The 17,184-nt window shown below is 36.0% G+C and carries 19 protein-coding genes and 1 pseudogene; 5 read left to right on the plus strand and 15 right to left on the minus strand.

All coding sequences use genetic code 11. The annotated features are described in order from the left end of the window. Positions 1-4: 4 nt before the first annotated feature. Genes BKP35_RS16775 through BKP35_RS19715 form a run of 3 tightly spaced genes read right to left on the minus strand, consistent with a single transcriptional unit; the run spans position 5 to position 2,325 of the window. Positions 5-1,690 (minus strand): cbb3-type cytochrome c oxidase subunit I, encoded by a 1,686-nt coding sequence (locus BKP35_RS16775; protein ID WP_071314536.1) that lies wholly within the window; start codon positions 1,688-1,690, stop codon positions 5-7. Between the two features lie 14 nt (positions 1,691-1,704). Next, entirely contained in the window at positions 1,705-2,172 is a 468-nt protein-coding gene (locus BKP35_RS16780; RefSeq protein WP_071314537.1) for a cytochrome c oxidase subunit II, read from the minus strand. Positions 2,173-2,181: 9 nt separating this feature from the next. Further along, entirely contained in the window at positions 2,182-2,325 is a 144-nt protein-coding gene (locus BKP35_RS19715) for a hypothetical protein (RefSeq protein ID WP_169819253.1), read from the minus strand. A gap of 134 nt (positions 2,326-2,459) precedes the next feature. Here BKP35_RS19715 and BKP35_RS16785 point away from each other — a divergent pair, with 134 nt between their 5' ends. Further along, positions 2,460-2,801 (plus strand): RpnC/YadD family protein, encoded by a 342-nt coding sequence (locus BKP35_RS16785; protein WP_071314538.1) that lies wholly within the window; start codon positions 2,460-2,462, stop codon positions 2,799-2,801. Positions 2,802-2,953: 152 nt separating this feature from the next. Here BKP35_RS16785 and BKP35_RS16790 read toward each other — a convergent pair whose 3' ends face one another. From BKP35_RS16790 to BKP35_RS16810, 5 genes are all read right to left on the minus strand, one after another. Then, the gene (locus BKP35_RS16790; protein WP_071314539.1) at positions 2,954-3,175 is read right to left on the minus strand and encodes a MoaD/ThiS family protein; all 222 of its coding nucleotides are present in this window, start codon (positions 3,173-3,175) and stop codon (positions 2,954-2,956) included. A 34-nt stretch (positions 3,176-3,209) separates the two neighbouring features. Beyond that, complete coding sequence (locus BKP35_RS16795) at positions 3,210-4,916, minus strand: aldehyde ferredoxin oxidoreductase C-terminal domain-containing protein (RefSeq protein WP_071314540.1); 1,707 nt, start codon at positions 4,914-4,916, stop codon at positions 3,210-3,212. A gap of 130 nt (positions 4,917-5,046) precedes the next feature. Continuing rightward, complete coding sequence (locus tag BKP35_RS16800; protein WP_071314541.1) at positions 5,047-6,426, minus strand: hypothetical protein; 1,380 nt, start codon at positions 6,424-6,426, stop codon at positions 5,047-5,049. Between the two features lie 24 nt (positions 6,427-6,450). After that, entirely contained in the window at positions 6,451-7,599 is a 1,149-nt protein-coding gene (locus tag BKP35_RS16805) for an iron-containing alcohol dehydrogenase (protein WP_071314542.1), read from the minus strand. 167 nt (positions 7,600-7,766) lie between these two features. Continuing rightward, positions 7,767-9,389 carry a sigma-54 interaction domain-containing protein gene (locus tag BKP35_RS16810; protein WP_071314543.1) on the minus strand — a complete coding sequence of 541 codons (1,623 nt, stop codon included), beginning with the start codon at positions 9,387-9,389 and terminating at the stop codon, positions 7,767-7,769. A 345-nt stretch (positions 9,390-9,734) separates the two neighbouring features. Between BKP35_RS16810 and BKP35_RS20005 the strand changes: the two genes are divergently transcribed. The 3 genes from BKP35_RS20005 to BKP35_RS20160 all read left to right on the plus strand — a co-directional run bounded on the left by BKP35_RS20005 (position 9,735) and on the right by BKP35_RS20160 (position 10,898). After that, on the plus strand, positions 9,735-10,292 hold the full coding sequence (locus BKP35_RS20005) for an RpnC/YadD family protein (RefSeq protein ID WP_245741990.1): 558 nt from the start codon (positions 9,735-9,737) through the stop codon (positions 10,290-10,292). Positions 10,293-10,426: 134 nt separating this feature from the next. Continuing rightward, a complete protein-coding gene (locus BKP35_RS20010) occupies positions 10,427-10,648 on the plus strand; it encodes an RpnC/YadD family protein (RefSeq protein ID WP_245741991.1) in 222 nt (73 codons plus the stop codon). 115 nt (positions 10,649-10,763) lie between these two features. After that, the gene (locus tag BKP35_RS20160) at positions 10,764-10,898 is read left to right on the plus strand and encodes a hypothetical protein (RefSeq protein ID WP_281244265.1); all 135 of its coding nucleotides are present in this window, start codon (positions 10,764-10,766) and stop codon (positions 10,896-10,898) included. Between the two features lie 9 nt (positions 10,899-10,907). On the opposite strand, the gene BKP35_RS19870 is transcribed toward BKP35_RS20160, so the two are convergent. The 6 genes and pseudogenes from BKP35_RS19870 to BKP35_RS20215 all read right to left on the minus strand — a co-directional run bounded on the left by BKP35_RS19870 (position 10,908) and on the right by BKP35_RS20215 (position 14,976). Beyond that, entirely contained in the window at positions 10,908-12,539 is a 1,632-nt protein-coding gene (locus tag BKP35_RS19870) for an ADP-ribosylglycohydrolase family protein (protein ID WP_071314544.1), read from the minus strand. A gap of 122 nt (positions 12,540-12,661) precedes the next feature. After that, positions 12,662-12,979: pseudogene (locus BKP35_RS16825) on the minus strand (DUF3427 domain-containing protein); the annotation flags it as partial. Between the two features lie 169 nt (positions 12,980-13,148). Next, a complete protein-coding gene (locus tag BKP35_RS16830; RefSeq protein WP_071314546.1) occupies positions 13,149-13,406 on the minus strand; it encodes a hypothetical protein in 258 nt (85 codons plus the stop codon). Positions 13,407-13,897: 491 nt separating this feature from the next. Beyond that, positions 13,898-14,290 carry a hypothetical protein gene (locus BKP35_RS20015; protein WP_245741992.1) on the minus strand — a complete coding sequence of 131 codons (393 nt, stop codon included), beginning with the start codon at positions 14,288-14,290 and terminating at the stop codon, positions 13,898-13,900. 249 nt (positions 14,291-14,539) lie between these two features. Beyond that, positions 14,540-14,818, minus strand: coding sequence for a hypothetical protein (locus BKP35_RS19730; protein ID WP_169819254.1), 279 nt, complete (start codon positions 14,816-14,818; stop codon positions 14,540-14,542). Positions 14,819-14,895: 77 nt separating this feature from the next. Then, positions 14,896-14,976: a cyanase gene (locus tag BKP35_RS20215; protein ID WP_337959656.1), complete on the minus strand. Its 81-nt coding sequence runs from the start codon at positions 14,974-14,976 to the stop codon at positions 14,896-14,898. Between the two features lie 128 nt (positions 14,977-15,104). On the opposite strand from BKP35_RS20215, the gene BKP35_RS16845 reads away from it, so the two are divergent. After that, positions 15,105-15,380, plus strand: a complete 276-nt coding sequence (locus tag BKP35_RS16845; protein ID WP_071314548.1) for an HPr family phosphocarrier protein — start codon at positions 15,105-15,107, stop codon at positions 15,378-15,380. Between the two features lie 467 nt (positions 15,381-15,847). On the opposite strand, the gene BKP35_RS16850 is transcribed toward BKP35_RS16845, so the two are convergent. Further along, positions 15,848-17,179, minus strand: coding sequence for a 2-hydroxycarboxylate transporter family protein (locus BKP35_RS16850; RefSeq protein ID WP_071314549.1), 1,332 nt, complete (start codon positions 17,177-17,179; stop codon positions 15,848-15,850). Positions 17,180-17,184 lie beyond the last annotated feature (5 nt).

A 17,184-nucleotide genomic window follows, 5' to 3' on the forward strand; every position in this document is an offset into this window, starting at 1 on the left:
TATCTTACCAAGGTCTAATTGGCGGTGAACCTGGTGGTGCGTTTACAATCATGTCGACAATAGGCACAACATAAGCCATTGCAACAACGATGATCAAGAGAACAACCCATACTCCCCATCGTTCTGTCCAGTAGCCAGTTACATCCCCTGGCTCTTTTGGAGCAATTGGAAATTCTGTCTGACCTTTTGGTGCAAAGAACATTAAATGAATGACAGCATAGAACTGGATTAGAACTCCGATTGTTAGAAGTACTGCACCAAATCCAATTAACAACATGTAAGGATCCCAGCCAAGTGCTGCGGCGTGATCTCCATACGTTGTATAAGAAGTTCTTCGTGGTGAACCAAATAACCCTGCAGTGTGCATCGCAAATGCCATTAGAACCATAGCTGCTGCCCAAATATACGTTTGGATAACCCCTAATTTGTTCATCGCTGGCGTTAAGACACGACCTGAAATAAAAGGAATTAACCAGTAACTAATCCCAAAGAATGTCATCGCAACAGACATTCCAAGTGTTAAGTGAAAATGTCCAACAACCCACATCGTATTATGAACAACTGCATTTAATTGGAATGTTGTTTGGGCAATACCACCTGCACCAGCAGGAGCAAATGCAAGCATCGCAATGAAAGGTGCTAAGAAACGTACATCGCCCCAAGGCAATTTCTTAAGCCAACCAAGAGCTCCTTTTCCACCTTTTCTTCTACCAGCACGCTCCATAACAACAAATAGTGCATATGCCGTCATTAATGAAGGAAAACCAATCGCTAAGCTCATAAACACGTGCATATATTTGATCGTATCCGAAATACCAGGGTCAACGATTTGGTGATGGAAACCACCCGTAATGTTCATAATAACAAGGGCAATAACGACAACCCGTGTTAACGTATCATTCCAAAGCGTTCCACCAATCACTCTTGGTACGATTACATACCAAGCAGATACTGCTGTTAAATACCATATATTTACTGCAGTATGCCCAAACGCCCAAAATAGTGTTCGTGCTAACATAACATTGATTGTATCAACCCAGCCAAGTGACCAAGGAAGGATGAGGAACAATACTTCTACTGCAACAAATAATGTACAACCTAACAGTAAAACAAAAGCGCCAGTTGCAAAGAATGAGAGAATAGGAAGATGTTGCCCTTTATGTTTCTTTCTCCAATCCGCTACTTGAATAAAAGCTCCAATACAACACGACCAAATACCTAAAACAACAAATACTAATCCAAAGTAAAAAATTGGGTGCGCCATCATTGGCGGATAAAAAGTGAATAATACCGTTGCTTCATTCATTAAAACCATAATAACTACCAATACTGTACCAAACATACTTAATCCATAACCGATCCAACCAAGCTTTCTAACTTTAGGAAGAAGACCTCCTAATGTATGGGAAAGACCTGAATAAAAATAACCGATCATAAAGAACCCGGAAAATACAACGATTAACAGTAAACCGTGGGCAGTTAGGACTTGGTAATAGTTAAGCCATGATGGCAATTCAAGCAAACCTGCACGATTTATCCCTTGCAGTAATCCGAATAGACCCCCGAGAAGTAATGCTACAAATGATACTAATAAAAATGATTTCGTTAATTTTGCATCTTCTGGATTTACTCCTAAAATTTCATTTGCTTTATTTTTAAGTGATGCTGCATTCGCGTTAATTGCTTCCAATGTTATTCCCCCCTTTAGTAAACCTTAATAGTTGTGGCCATAACCTGATGACCAATCCCACAATATTCATTACATATCACTAAATACTCACCTGGTTCATGAAATGTTTGAGTTATATCTGTAATATACCCAGGCACTATCATCCCATTGGCATTCGTACCAACAATTTGAAAGCCATGAACAACGTCTTTTGATGTTAATTTGAAATGAACGGTAGCCCCAGCAGGCACCTCAAGTTCCATTGGAGTAAAACTAAAAAGTTGTAATGTCATCACCACTTCATATTCGTTATCTCCAATTTGCTTTATTCCTGGTTGATCAAACGGGGCAGTTTCATTGACTTTTTGTGGGTCAATTAATTCCACCCCACCCGGCGGTGCCATTCCTAGTGCAAATGCTTGATAGCCTGTTGCGATCATAAATAACATGATCATTCCAAAACTTATAGTAAGCCAAACTTTTTCTGATTTATGCATGTTCATCTCCCCTTTCTAAACTCTAACTAGATAAAAACCGTATAAAGTAATGTAGGAAATTAAAATAACAACTCCCACAAATCCAACTCCGATCGCTGTCCCAACTCGAGACGTTTCTTCTTTGTGATCAGGCTTTTGATCAAGTTTTTTCATTTCCATTTTTTCAACCTCCTCTTTATTTCTTACCCTCATAATAGTTGATAATGATAATCATGTAAGTGACAATAGTCACCGTTAACAACATATAGATAGTTTTTATTATCTAATCTTTCGCCACAGGTTTTACCAAGAGGATGGTTCTTCTGGTTCATTTCAAAAGAAACAATAAAAAAGACCAGAAGAACCGTCCCCTTGGTCCGTACTGGTCTACCTACGCAAATGAAGCCACTCTTGCATTGCTTGGGAAGATGGGCTATGATGATCACGAAAAAACGAATATGAAACTGATGACTTCATGGGAGAAAAAAGGTTTTGAAAAAGGAATCGAAGAAGGAATTGGAAAAGGTTTTGAGCGAGGGCTTATAACAGTGGCTAAACAAATGCTAGCAGAAGGATATAATATACAAGAAATTCGTAAGTTAGCCGGGCTAACTGATAGAGAAATTGAACGGTTGAAGAATGAGCTTGAATTATAATTATTGGCATATTTAAAGAGCGCTTTTATGTAGCGCTCTTAATTTTTAAACAAAATAATTTACAAATGTAATTAAGACTGGATTTACATCGTGTACTTTAAGTGCCTCCCGTACATTTCAGTTTCACCGCAACGGGGATCAGGTACAAAAGATTATCCACCTGATAGAGGTATCAGTAGTTCGATTATATCTCCATCTTTTAAATTTATATATTTATCGGTAATAATTACTTTATTGACGACAATTAAAACATCATCGTCCCATTTTATCCCGAGTGAATTAATGAACTCCTCAACCGACGTCTTATTGTCTAAAATATATTCATTTTTTAGATCGTTTAAGTAAGGGACATAGGAAATAACGCTAATTTTCAATTCTGTTCACCTCAATATGAACAAATTTATGGCTTTATAAATCCTCTCTCTCGATGCCTATCGTGCTCATTTCTTCGTGAGAAACATCAAACACCGTACCACTTGCTTTGTTTTCTTCTTCATAAAAATAATCAGGTAACTTTTCATCAGCTTTTGTAAATCCAGCTTTTTTATTAAATTCGTGCTCTACTTTGATAGTTTCGTTTGCTAAGTTGACAATATCTTCGCCTGTAATTTCTTCCCCAGTATATGCAGAAACTAATTCAGCTAAAATATCCCAACGGTTTTGAACAGCACCTGAACTAAACATACAGAGCCCAAGGTTATCCCAAATCGTATTTACAGTTTGAGCATTTTTTGATACTTCTACTTGCCCAACCTTGGAATGGTGGTCAATTTGTGCTCTTACAGTTTGCCCTGCGGTATGATCCGCTCCCATTGGCGAGGTTGAATACGTGACTCCTAAACCTTTAACTGCACGTGGATCATACGCTGGCATTGTCTGTCCTTTCGTTGTCGGAACATGAGGTTCACCATAAATTTTTCCGATAAGCTCCGCGCCACTACCAATTATTCTTCCTAGAGGAGTACCTTTTTTCAATTCTTTTAACGCTTCAATCGCTCCATTTTCATCTCCAAATCGAATGACATCTTGAGCCATTAAAACGCCTAAAGCTCCTCCTGTTTCAATGGTATCAACCCCATATTCATTACATAAACGATTTAGTTCTGCGATTGTATCAAGATTAGTAATATCAAGGTTTGAACCTAATAAACCGATATTTTCGTACTCTATCGGTCCAGTGACTCTTTTTCCGTCTTTATCTGCAAATACATTCGAACAACGTATCATGCATCCTGGCATGCATGCGTGAGTTGTTGTCCCTTCTCCACCTCGTTCTAGTATTGTTTTTCGTAGAGTTTCCCCAGTAATATTTTTATAGTTTTCAATTGTTCCAATCGAAAAGTTTCTAGTAGGAAGTGCCCCTAATGCGTTCGTCGTTTCTACTAGTGAAGATGATCCGAGTTCAGGAAGTACCTTTGAAGTAGCTGGAGTTTCCATGAGCCAACCGTGGTATTTTTTTAAAGTTTCTTTAAATGTTTCTTTATTATTTGGACGTATCTTTTCAACTTCGCTAGCATCTAACACAATTGCTTTTACCCCTTTGGAGCCAGCTACAGCACCTAAGCCGCCTCGCCCGTTGTACCTTGTCGGTTCCCCGTCTCGATCTTGCCCAGCGATTGCTGCTAAATTCATCTTCTGTTCTCCCGCAACACCAATCAACCAAACTGCAACATTTTTACCATACTTATCTCGCAAGTAACTAGCTGCTTCACTTAAATCCTTGCCAACGATTGGTTGTGCATCAGCAAACTTCACTCCATCTTTTGATATATGAATAATTTGAAAATCATCACGAATATCTTCAAATACGAGTGCTTTTATTCCTATTTTTCGCAAGGTCAAACCTGAGATTCCACCTGCATTACTTTCTTTAATCCCTCCTGTTAACGGACTTTTAGCCCCTACCGAATAACGGTCAGCACTAGAAGCCCCTGAACCGGTTAAAAGTCCTGTTGCAAAGATCAATTTGTTTTTAGCCCCTAAAGGATGGCCTGTAGCGGGAACTTCATCATTTATGATTGTCGAAGTGAGTGCTCTTCCCCCTAATTTCCTAAACTTCTCATCACTTTCTGCTTTAACGGTTAAATTACTCATATTAATTCTCAATATTTTCATCTGCAGCCTCCTAGATCTCCTTACTATTTATAGCTTTCTTCAATGTATTAAACTAGCATTTTTCAACCCTAAATAAACAAATATCAGAGGGGAGTAAATCCCCACTGATTTCGTTATCAACCATTTGTTATTAACTAATTTTTCCTTTTTCTTCATAATCAAAGTCTTCTTTTTCGTCGCCTTTAAAGAAGTTTTTACCATAGATAAGTAGGCATAAAATAATTCCTACTGCAAAGGCCCACGTTGCACCTTTCGTAGCTAAAACAGCACCGATAATACCGGCAATACCTAAATCACGTTGGCTTTTCGCTTGTAAAATACCAATACGAACACTTACGTAACCTTGAATCAATAGTGTTAATGCTAACGCAATGCCTAGGATCGGCTCTACTAAACTTACGATAGGTAATAATAGTAGTCCTGTATTTGTCCCCCAACGGAATGATCCTGATCCCCCAAAGATCGAGTGCATCGCTTTTTTACCTTCTTTAAAGCGTTCTATAACAACTACTTGCATTGCTGCCCACATCGGTCCACACATAACAATATCTGGTCCAAAGATCCCCATTGTTGCATTTCTTCCACCAAAGATTAAGTGCGCACGGTTAGGGTTATAATCTACCTTTTCATCCTTACGAATATCATCAGCTTCGCTCACTAGTGCTTTACTTTGTAATACATCACCAAATAAGACAATGTAAGTAGCAACTACTGTTGGGATTGAAGCGATAAACATCATTAACGGTGGAAATCCAAGTCCGAATACCGTGAACTCTGCAAACAACGTTCTAAAATCAGGATTACTAAAGCCCCACTGAATAGTAGGCCAAGGTGCTTCTCCAAATAATGGTGCAATGAAAATTGCTAAGACGATAATCGGGAATATACCTAGATTAGATATTACTCTCCATATACCGCCTCGCCGTTTTAATTTCTCGAAATGTTTTGAAAAAATTAAGTAAAACGCGACACCTACAGCAATACTAATCGTAACCGGGAACATTTCAAAACGTCCCCCGACTTCAAACACTGAAATAACAGCAGCAATACCTGCCCCGAGAATGACCCCCGCTTTCATCGCATTCGGTACAAGTCGAACGACTTTACTAGCAAGCCCCGTTACCCCGAGTAATATTGAGAAAATCCCGAGCGTTAACTGGAAGGCAATTAAGGCGTAAATCCTCTCTGGTCCTTCCGGAAACTGTGTTAAAAATAAAATCATTAACGGAATAGCAGGTGTAATCCAACCTGGAATTACTGGATCCCCTAATAGATGATGAATTAAATATAAAATACCATTTAAAATAACAACTGCAAGCGCAACTTCAAAAGGCATACCTAAATATTGCATCATCAAAGGAATAGCCGCTAAATCAACCGCACACATTAATAACCCTTGAAAGTAATCTGGTGTCTCAAATTTATAATGAATAAAAGGTAAACGAACTTTAAATGGTCCTGCCGGTATATAAGGTGTTTCTTCCCCATCTTTTCTTTGTTTCCAAAGCATAAGTAATCCCCCCTTACTAATCGATTAAAAAGCAGCTCGATAAATTTTTTCGATATCTTTTACATCAAACAACCTCGGATTGTTATTTAATAATCTCGTAATTTTACTAGCGTCGTCAGCCATATGTGGTATAACCTCTTCAGTAATTCCAAACTCTTGTAGACTCGTTGGTATTTCAACATATGAGCTTAACTGTTGCATTGCTTTAATCGCTTTATCAGCTGCTTCATCATCAGACAAATCTCTTGTGTCAACTCCCATAGCTTGAGCAATCTCTTTAAACTTTTCTAGATTGCTAATTTTGTTCCATTCCATAACGTAAGGAAGTAGTAAAGCATTACTTATACCGTGAGGAATATCGAATCTCCCCCCTAAAGGATAAGCTAGAGCGTGTACTGCACCAACTCCGGCATTTCCAAAAGCCATTCCTGCCATTAAGCTAGCAGTTACCATCTCTTCTCTAGCTTTCAAGTCATTAGGGTTTGCATATGCTTTCGGTAGATATATTGTGATCATCTTAATCGCTTTTAGCGCTAATGCATCGGTTATTGGTGAAGCGTTCACCGAGATAAAAGCCTCAATCGCATGTACTAGCGCATCGATTCCACTTGCCGCTGTGACTGATTTCGGCATAGTCAATGTCATTTCTGGAGATACAAGTGCAACATCTGGTAATAAGTAAGGGCTTACAATCCCTTTTTTAAGTTGTTCTTTTTTATCTGATAAAATTGAAATATTCGTTACTTCAGACCCTGTACCAGCTGTAGTTGGTATAGCAATCACTGGTAATCCTCGTTCTTGTACATTATCAGTACCGAACAACTCCTCGATGGGAACGTTATTCGTATAAAGTACAGCAGCAGCTTTAGCAATATCGATCGCACTACCACCACCCACTGCAATAAGACCGTCATAATGTCCGCTTTTAATTTCATTTACACAATCTTCTACTAGCTCAATTTCCGGTTCTGGTTTAACCCGATTATAAATTCCAACTTCGTAATCTTTAAGTTCTGTTTCTACAGTTTCTACGACTCCAACTTTTTGTAAAATTTCATCTGTGACGATTAATGGTTTTTTTATACCTAAGTTCCGTACTTCCCCCTCCAAACTGTTAAGTGCATCACTTCCAGTAATTAATTTGTTAGCAATTTTAAATTCTGCAACATTCATTTCATCACTCCCCTTCTATTATTTTTTGTTGCAAATTCCATGCCAACATTTTTAAGAGTTTCATTTTTCTGAAATTACTAACTATTCGTAAGTTTTTTAATACTTTTTTTCTGAATATTGTTATAAAAAATTAAAAAAACGATCAATAAAATAATCAACTGATTATTTTATTGATCAACATTTATACGTTTTAACTTTTGGACGATACTTGATTGACTTACTCCTAATGCTTCTGCAACTTTTCTTGTCGTTTTATATTTTGTCAGCGTTTCTTTTATTAAATTATTTTCAAATTGTTCCACTGCTTCTTTTAATGTCATCTCTTCACCATTATGATTGTTTGCCAAAAATACGTTGCGATACTCTTCTGGTAAATGATAAATGGTGATTTCATCTTCAATCGTCGTCACTACTAAACGTTCAACGATATTGATTAACTCTCTTATATTCCCAGGCCAAGAGTGTTTCGTTAAGTATTCTAAACATTCAATCGTAAAACGTTTATTAGCATTGTATTTTTCATTAAACCGTTCTAAAAACCTTTGCAATAAAGGGATGATTTCTTGCTTTCTATTTCTTAGTGGCGGTACATGGATAGGCACAATATTTAAACGGTAAAAAAGGTCTTCACGAAACTTACCGTTTCTAACAAGTTTTTTTAAATCTTTATGGCTAGCGGATAATATTCGAACATCAACTTCTTGAACGACCGTAGAACCTATACGCATATATCGGTTCTCTTCAACGACCTTTAACAATTTAACTTGTAATTCTAATGGTAAATCACCAATTTCATCTAGAAATAAAGTCCCTCCATCTGCTTGCTCAAGCAACCCTTTTTTTCCATACTTTGAAGCACCGGTAAAAGCACCAGGTTCATATCCAAATAATTCTGCCTCAATTAAATTGGCTGGAATTGCCCCACAATTCAATTCTAAAAACACCTCTTTATTTCTATCGCTTTTTTCATGAATAAATCTAGCAATTAAACTTTTCCCTACGCCCGTCTCCCCTTGTAGCAATACTTTCACATCAGTTTTGGCTACACGCTCAGCTAATTCAAAGAGCTTCTTCGTTTCCGGGCTAGATACATAAAGTTCGAGTTCATTAATATTAATATCGCTTTGTAAAGCTGAATTAACTTCGTCAGAATTAGACCAATAATGTAACCCATCCAACTCATGCTTTAACTTTAATAATTCTGTTATATCTCTAACACTATTTATAATAAAGATTATATTTCCTTCACTCGAATAGATAGGTGTACCAGTAACAATTATTTTGCGATCATTTATAATTTTTTGCATCATTGTCACAGGTTTTTTTTGTTTTATTACTTCTAGTGAAATAGATTTTGATATGTATCCTTTATTAATTATCTCATTCATATGTACTCCAATAAATTCGTTAGCATTTAAGCCTGTTATTCGTTCGTAAGCACGATTAACGAAAACCGTAAAGCCGTGTTGATCGGTAATATACACACCGTCATGCAATGAATTCAGGATTTTTAAATAATTTTTATTTAAAAGATATTCATATTCATTCATAACCTTTTCATTTCTTATAACATCTTCATCGATTATTGAACTAGATAAATGGACATCGTTTGCCACATAATTTTCTATTTCACCAGCTAAATCACCTTTTTGAATAGCTATTTGCAAACTATCCAAAGTAAAATAACCTACAAACTTGTTTGCCTCATCAGTAACTTCTAAAACATCCGCTCTTTGTTTATTGAAATGTACAATCGCTTCTTCAACAGAAATATTCTTCTTTACCCTCATAGAATTTGTTCCTTTCAGAATATTAAAATACTTTCCCATTATAACTTACATATGTAAATGATCAAATGATATAAATCACGAAAGAAAGTACCCGCTTCCTAGTGCGTTAAAGAACGTAACTGGGAAGCGGTGCCTGTCACTCCTCGAAATCCCTTGTTTCACAGCGATGTTTCACGGAGAGAACAAAAAAGAAAATTATATTTAACGTGTATTCGACACGTTGTTGAAAACAGCTGATTTTTTTAATTTTTCATAAAGGTATAATAAATTTCCTCAATTATATTTACGAACAGACGTTCTTTATTGTATAATAAGAACAAAAGTTCTGTTTATGAGGTGAGTAAATTGTGTGATGTAAGAAATGATCATGATCGTTGGTTTAAAGAGTTGATTACAACATTTTTTGAGGAGTTTATCCACGCCTTTTTTCATGACGTTTATGAACACCTAGATTTTACACACGTTACTTTTTTACAACAGGAAGTTTTTACGGATATCATTAAGGGAAATAAAGGAACTGTAGACCTTTTAGTTGAAACGAAACTCAAAGGTGAAGATGCATTAATTGTCGTCCATATCGAGAGTCAATCTAGTTATGAAAAAGACTTTAATGATCGAATGTTTGTGTATTTTAGCCGCCTATATGAAAAATATCGTCGCCCTATTGTTCCTATTGCTGTTTTTAGTTATGATAAAATTAAAGAAGAAAAAGACCACTTAAACATTTCTTTTCCCTTTAAAAATGTACTAACATTCAACTATTACACACTACAACTGAAACGCAAAAACTGGCGTGAGTTTATTAATAAACCAAATGAAGCTGCTCTTGCATTGCTTGGGAAGATGGCTATGATGATCACGAAAAAGCGAAAATCAAACTTGAGTTTTTACGGGTTCTTGTAAACTTAGAACTTAACCCAGCGAGAGAACATTTAGTATATGGTATTTTCGAAAAATATCTTACCTTAAATACTGAAGAAGAAATAGAGTTTAATGAATCTTTAAAACATATTCCAAAAGATGAGGTGGATCGAATTATGGAACTGATGACTTCATGGGAGAAAAAAGGTTTTGAAAAAGGAATTGAAGAAGGAATTGGAAAGGGTTTTGAGCGAGGAATTGAAAAAGGAATTGAAAAAGGGCTTATTAAAGTAGCTAAACAAATGCTAGCAGAAGGATATACTATAAAAGAAATTTGTAAGTTAACTGGAATTACTGAAGAAGATATAATAAAGATGAAAGAAGAATTAGAAAAATAGTGATGAGGCAAACTAAAAAACATTACTTGACTAAAAGAGCTAATAAAATTTAGATAATAGTAATAGAACCCACCACGCCTCTTAACAAATGCGGACCAAGGTGGGTCATTTTTTTGTGGAATGGGGAACTAAATTGAATACAGAAAGAAATGATTTCAATCTAAAACCACCTACTACATACAAAGAACAAGTAGAAGTGTTAAAAAGCAGAAATTTATATACATTTGGAACAATTTTCTTTAATTTATAACTCAGTTCCCTATTCTTCCTCATCTTCGTCATCAGGTTCAATTCCAAAAAAGACAAGGAGATCGTCCCAATTAGGTGGATATGCATTGCTACCTTCCCACACAGTACCTCTTTCCCCTTTATATTTTACACCGAGCTCCCATTGTGTTCCATCGCAAACGCAAGGATCGATATACTCACTATCCCAATATTCAACTTGTAGAGCGTTAAAATCGTTAAGTAATCGAGTCGTTTTCTCTAATAAATAATGTTCTTCAACTGGAAGCTCATTCGATAAGGTTGTTTTAAAAACCGATGATGATCCTTCTTCAAAAATAATATGATATGTATCGTAATCACCAAAACTACCGATTTCAAAATAAATCTCTTCAATAGGTTTATTCACATTACTACCATCAATTGCTTTAAGTCTTTTTAACCATTTTGAGATAAATCCATCTTTGAAAAAACTAAGAAGTGCTCCATCACAGAATCTCTCAGCGCGTATAGCCCCCATGATCATTGCAAGAATACATTGAGCATCAAGTGACTCCACTTCTGCACTTCGCATAACCATATCATCCCATTGAAGACGGTTATCTTCTAAAATGGATACATAAGTAACAAGCTTATATTCTGGATGATTATCCGAAAAATTATAGAATTCTTCAACAAATATGTTTACTAGCTCATCAAAATTTACAAACGGTATTTGTATTGGATGTCCGATAGTCCCGTCATTTTCATAGTCAATAAACCGTTCACCAAAAGATTCTGTAGCAGCTATTTTTCCAATATATTTCGTAAGTACTTTAAATTTACCGTGAATATTTACCGCCCCGTTAATTCGAAACCACTCATCAAAAATTGTACGAAGGTCATTACTTAGGTAGGTAAGTGCCTTCTCTTTGATTTTTTCAGGCACTCCATAATATGCTTCTGCTATTGAACCTGTAATAGCTGTCAAAGTGTCGCTATCACCACCTATAGAAATAGCAGTCCTAATAGCATCTTCAAATGAAGTAGCTTCCAAAAAACTCACAATGGCCTGTGGTACAGTTTCTTGGCAGGTTGCATTAAATTGGTATGAATCTCTTATATTATCAATGGTGAAATCTAAAGAATAGTAATTTTCATTAATTTTATTTCGAATCTCTTCTTTAGTAAAACCGCGTCTGGCCATAAATATTGCCACTGCAGTAGCCTCTGCACCCTTAAACCCCTCAACATGGTTGTGAGTCACTCCTGTTACAATCTCAGATAGCCTAGTAGCCTGGCCCTCTGATCGTGCAATAAACCCTACTGGACTTATTCGCATAGCGGCTCCATTCCCATAACTGTTATACGGTTCAGGATTCTCACTAAAAACCCACTTAGAAAACATATTTCCATAACCGCAATTTGGGTACTTACGCCCTATTTCCTGCATATATTTTATCGTCATACCCTCAAGTATTAAGCAATAGTCGTTTTCAAAATCAGCGCCGTTAAATAAAGGCTTAATCATCTTCTCTGTCTCCAAAATCGCTTTAGCAATAGCAAGTGTCATAATACTGTCATCTGTTACATGACATTCTTTAGTAAAAAGCTCAAATTCCTTACTTTTATGATTATTGAATTCAAAACGAGATCCAACAATATCACCAATAATCGCACCCATCATAAGCTATCCTCCTTCATGCATTTTCGTATTGTCAACGGTACTAGAGCATTTCCTGGTATATTAAAACTATTATTGAGCTCCGTCTAAAGGTACTTTGTACTCTGGAAAGCCAAATCTATTTCCTACATACTACCCTTATTCGCTACAGGCACTAACTTCACTGGCATATCCTCGTTCAACCGCCAGACAAAGCTCATTGGTTTGCTGCCGGAGTGGCTGACGTATTCGGCGGTACCTAGGAACGTAAATGGTGATGTATAGCCGTGTTCTTTTTTGTATTCGCGGACAAACAAGGCGATTTTGTGTTTGTTCTTTTTATGATGAATGTAGCGCTTGGCGGTTGGGCTCGTTGGTGTGACGCGGCTTTGGGTTTGCCAGTGAAATAGGCATTCATTAATCGCGTAATCATCATATAAAGTTGATGGCGAAAAGTCTTTTTCCGGTGCTTCTTTATAAAACGAATAGTAAAACATCGCAAGCATTACGCAAAACGTATTCTTTCGCTTGTTTTTCAATTTGGATATAACATCGAGGGACAGGGGGGATTGTCCCAGTTGTTTTCGCATGCCTGTCACACTTGTCTAATTTTCTTTTACTCATAGATAGCCATTACAATGAAGAAGAGCCTTCGTTTTCATTTACATGGTTACTACTACCTCTTACTCTTTTCAATATTTCCAAAGCAAATTCTACACTTGACGTCTTCTCTTCAGTTTCACGATACCTATTAAGTTCTTTGGAAAAATCCCTTCCTATTTCTTTAATTATAAAAACACAATCATCTCGTTGTTCTTTCCTGTGAAAATCTAGAGTATCAAAGTGTTCTTCTAGGATTTGAATAGTGTAATCAAGTATGTGCTTATCCATTAATAACCTCCTAACTGTCCCCTTTAGTTTATCAATTAGTCACATAATTGCAAATTCCACAAATATGTGAAAAATTATAAAAAAAATGAAAACTCAACCTAGAGGAATACGGTATGTAGATGCAGCAAAGGTTCTTAATCATTTCGGTTACATATTGGTAAGAAAGAAAGGTTTCGCACAGGCATTTCCGAAATGATGCAGGTGATTTAATGGTTTTAAAAGAAGAAAATCCTTTAAAAATCTCTTATGAAAAAGTTAAGTACCAGGCACTTAACTTTTACAATCTATATTTCGTACGCGGTGTCACTCCCCGAAGGCGTGGGCGAACAAAAATACAGCCGACTAGATGGTCGACTGCTTTTTTTAAAATATATTCTTTTAACTCCATCTACGGGTTTTCGAAAGGTGAGTTTTTTGGAGTGAAATATTTAGAAGATACTTCCGTGGCTATGAATATACGTAACGCTTTTTAGGGCATCTACTACCATCCATTAATTTTTATTAGTTTTAATAATAAAAACTTCTTTTTCAAGTTTATTAACTTTATCAGTAATAAACCCAACGTCATTTATTCGCGAATCATTTGTTAATTCAAACTGTAGACCGATGCCTTCTAATTTTGCATCAACATTGTCAAAACGACCGTGCATTTCAGACCTTAAATTATTAATTTCGGTATTCACCCCATTAATTTCAGTTTTTATTCCATTAATTTCAGTTCCCATTCCATTAATTTCAGTTTTTATTCCATTAATTTCAGTTCCCATTCCATTAATTTCAGTTTTTATTCCATTAATTTCGGTTTTCATTCCATTAATTTCAGTTTTCATTTCTTGAAATTCATGATTCATCTTTGTAAGTAGTTCAAAGATTTGTTTTTCCATTTACGATCACCTCCAGACTTTTGACTATTGGACTACCTGAGTGAATTTCATTATTACCAATAATGAGCCACATCACGAAAATATATAGTTTGCGAATGGTTTTGACGCAACAATATATTGATCTTAGTGGCGAAAATATTGAATGATGAAATTCATTAACTCTAAAAAAATTATACAAAGAATTTGGTCTATTTACTAGTATTTTTTTAGGTGTTACCACGAAAAGACAATCTAGAAAAATGTGAAGAGTTAGGCTTTCCACAAAAAAACATTGTCCGAGTTATCTGACGTTGATGAAGAAGAGAAACATCCGCTTAAAGTTGTGAGCACCCCACTTCCTGCTAGCATCCCCATTCCTATCACTACTCTTTTAACAAAGCTTCTTCTTGTGATTGGACGGTAATAGTTAGGGGTTTGGACAATTCCTAAACCTTCGATCTCCGTTTCATATTCAACGATATCTTTACGGTCTCTAATTTTAGCATCTTTATATTGGTGTTTCTCACAATTACAGTCGCTAATAAACAATCATCATTATGTCTAATTTCATTTTGTTCCATCCATATCCCCCCTTATGTTTTATTAAATGAATAGCAAGTTGTTAATTACCATTTTTTATAAGGTAAAAATTTACCGACAAATGTAACTATTACTCGGTCACCATTCGGGTCTTCCTTTTTAGTCAGATTCTTTTACAAAGTTTTTTATTTACATCTTCATTCTATATTTCAGGAGATATATTCTGACAAAAGTGTAGAGAAAAGTTGAATTATTTACTAAAATCATAGTTACCAAATGACTAGGAGGGCTTCATATGGAAAAAATGGTCGTTTTTCAAATTCCAAGTGTAGGGCTTAGTTTACAAAGAATCATAGAGTTTGTTCAGCTTAACACACTGTTTCAAAGTGAAATATATCTTATTAAAAATAAACAACGTTTCAATGCTAAAAGTATTACTTCGATTGTTAGTGTAGTATTTACATCCAAAAAAGAGGAAGAATTTATAATCAGTGTGAAAGGTCAGAACGCTGAAAAGGATATTAATAAAATTATTGATTTTTTCGGAAATAATAAACTACGTATACAATAAGAATCCGAAAATTTTTTCGAGTTTGACTAAGACTTGAGGAGTAAAAAAGAACAGCTAAAAGATAATGGATTTAATCAAACTTGAGTTTTTACGGGTTTAACCAATTACAAAGTGTTGGCGGACATATGTTCCGTTATTTCTTGAATTTTAGCAATCTTTGCACTTTTGCGGACATCTATTCCGTTATTTTGAAAAAAACAGCTCGAATCGAAGTCATTTTCAGCAAATAGCGGAACAGATGTCCGCACAGATTTGAAATCTACCCACTTTTAACAAAATAACGTACCTCATGTCCGCACACTAACTAGCCACTGATTCAAAATAACCTGGTACCTTGTGTCACTTCCCGAAAAATTATGTTTTACAGCGATGTTTTACGAACTAAAAAATGACCGAGTGCTCCAACACTCGGTCAATCTAACTACACGAATTTCCAAATTGAATGACTTTTTTAATGTTGATATTATTTAAAGAAACAGTGGAATAATTAAACCTGCTATTAATAAGATCAATGCTCCACCAAGTCTAGATGCTATTTGGGCAAAAGGCATTAACTGCATACGTTTTGAGGCAGAAAGTACGGCAACGTCACCTGTTCCTCCCATATTCGCCATGCAAAGCCCTGCAGATATAGCAGATTCAATTGGATAGAAACCAACTAATCTACCTAATAAGCCAGCTCCTAATACTGCTCCAAATACCACTCCAGCGACAAGTAAAATATATTGTAGACTAAGAGCCGCTAGTACTGCGTTTAAATCAGTAAATGCTACGCCAATTCCGAATAGTAAAGCTAATGTCCATGTTTTTGCTACAAATTGATACCATTGGCTAGCACCTTCGACTACGTTTTGAGGAATGAGGTTGGCAATTTTAGCAATCGCTACTAAAATGATCATCAATGCATATGGATGAAGTGGAATTATTGCTCCTAGTAACTGTCCACTTGCAAAAAATAGTAACGCTATCAGTAAACCTATTCCCATTTTTGAAATATCAAATGTCGATTTCTTTTCTTCCAACTTAAAGCCTGGAATTAGTTGACCGTTTCCAGATAGCGATGGAAATTTATTCCCAAGGCTATTCAATAAACTCGCAAACACGATTGCAAACACGTTTCCAAGAGCTAGTGCTGGGACAAGAATAGAAATATAATAACTTGCAGGTTGTCCTAAAAATTCAGAATACACTTGTGCCATCGGAATTGCTCCTGCACCCATTCCCCCACCTAAAATTGGAAGTGCGATAACTAAAACAGCTTCTTGAATTGAAAAGCCTACAAAAAATCCAACTAATCCAGCGATTAACATCGCGCCTAACACAGCACCAAAAATAGGAACAAAATAACGAACACCGATTTTCATGAGAACCTTTGAATTCATGCCTAAAATACTCCCAGTAATTAAGGCAGCTATGTAGAAGTCAAGAAAACCTCCAACGGTCATGAATTCATCTACACCAGTAACAACACTTTCAGGTAAAATTCCACTATATACCATGTAAGCGGAGCCAAAGATCGCTACAATTGCTCCTCCCCCTAAATAAGACTTGATAATCGGCATACGATCGCCAATCCAACCTAAAGCTTCACCAAACACAACCATTACGAGCAAACTTCCTATCATTCCTGTTGGAAGGGTTCCAGTATAAACGGTTACAATTGTTACTAATAGAAAAATAGCAAACCAAACAATTGGTAATCCCATGACCTTTACCTGTTCTTTTGGATAAAGGTCATATGTTTTTTTATCATTTTGCAATGGTTGTGTATCTTCGAGTTTTTTTGCTGTTTGTCCCATACTCC

Origin of the sequence: Anaerobacillus arseniciselenatis (assembly GCF_001865995.1) — a bacterium.
Taxonomy (GTDB): domain Bacteria; phylum Bacillota; class Bacilli; order Bacillales; family Anaerobacillaceae; genus Anaerobacillus; species Anaerobacillus arseniciselenatis.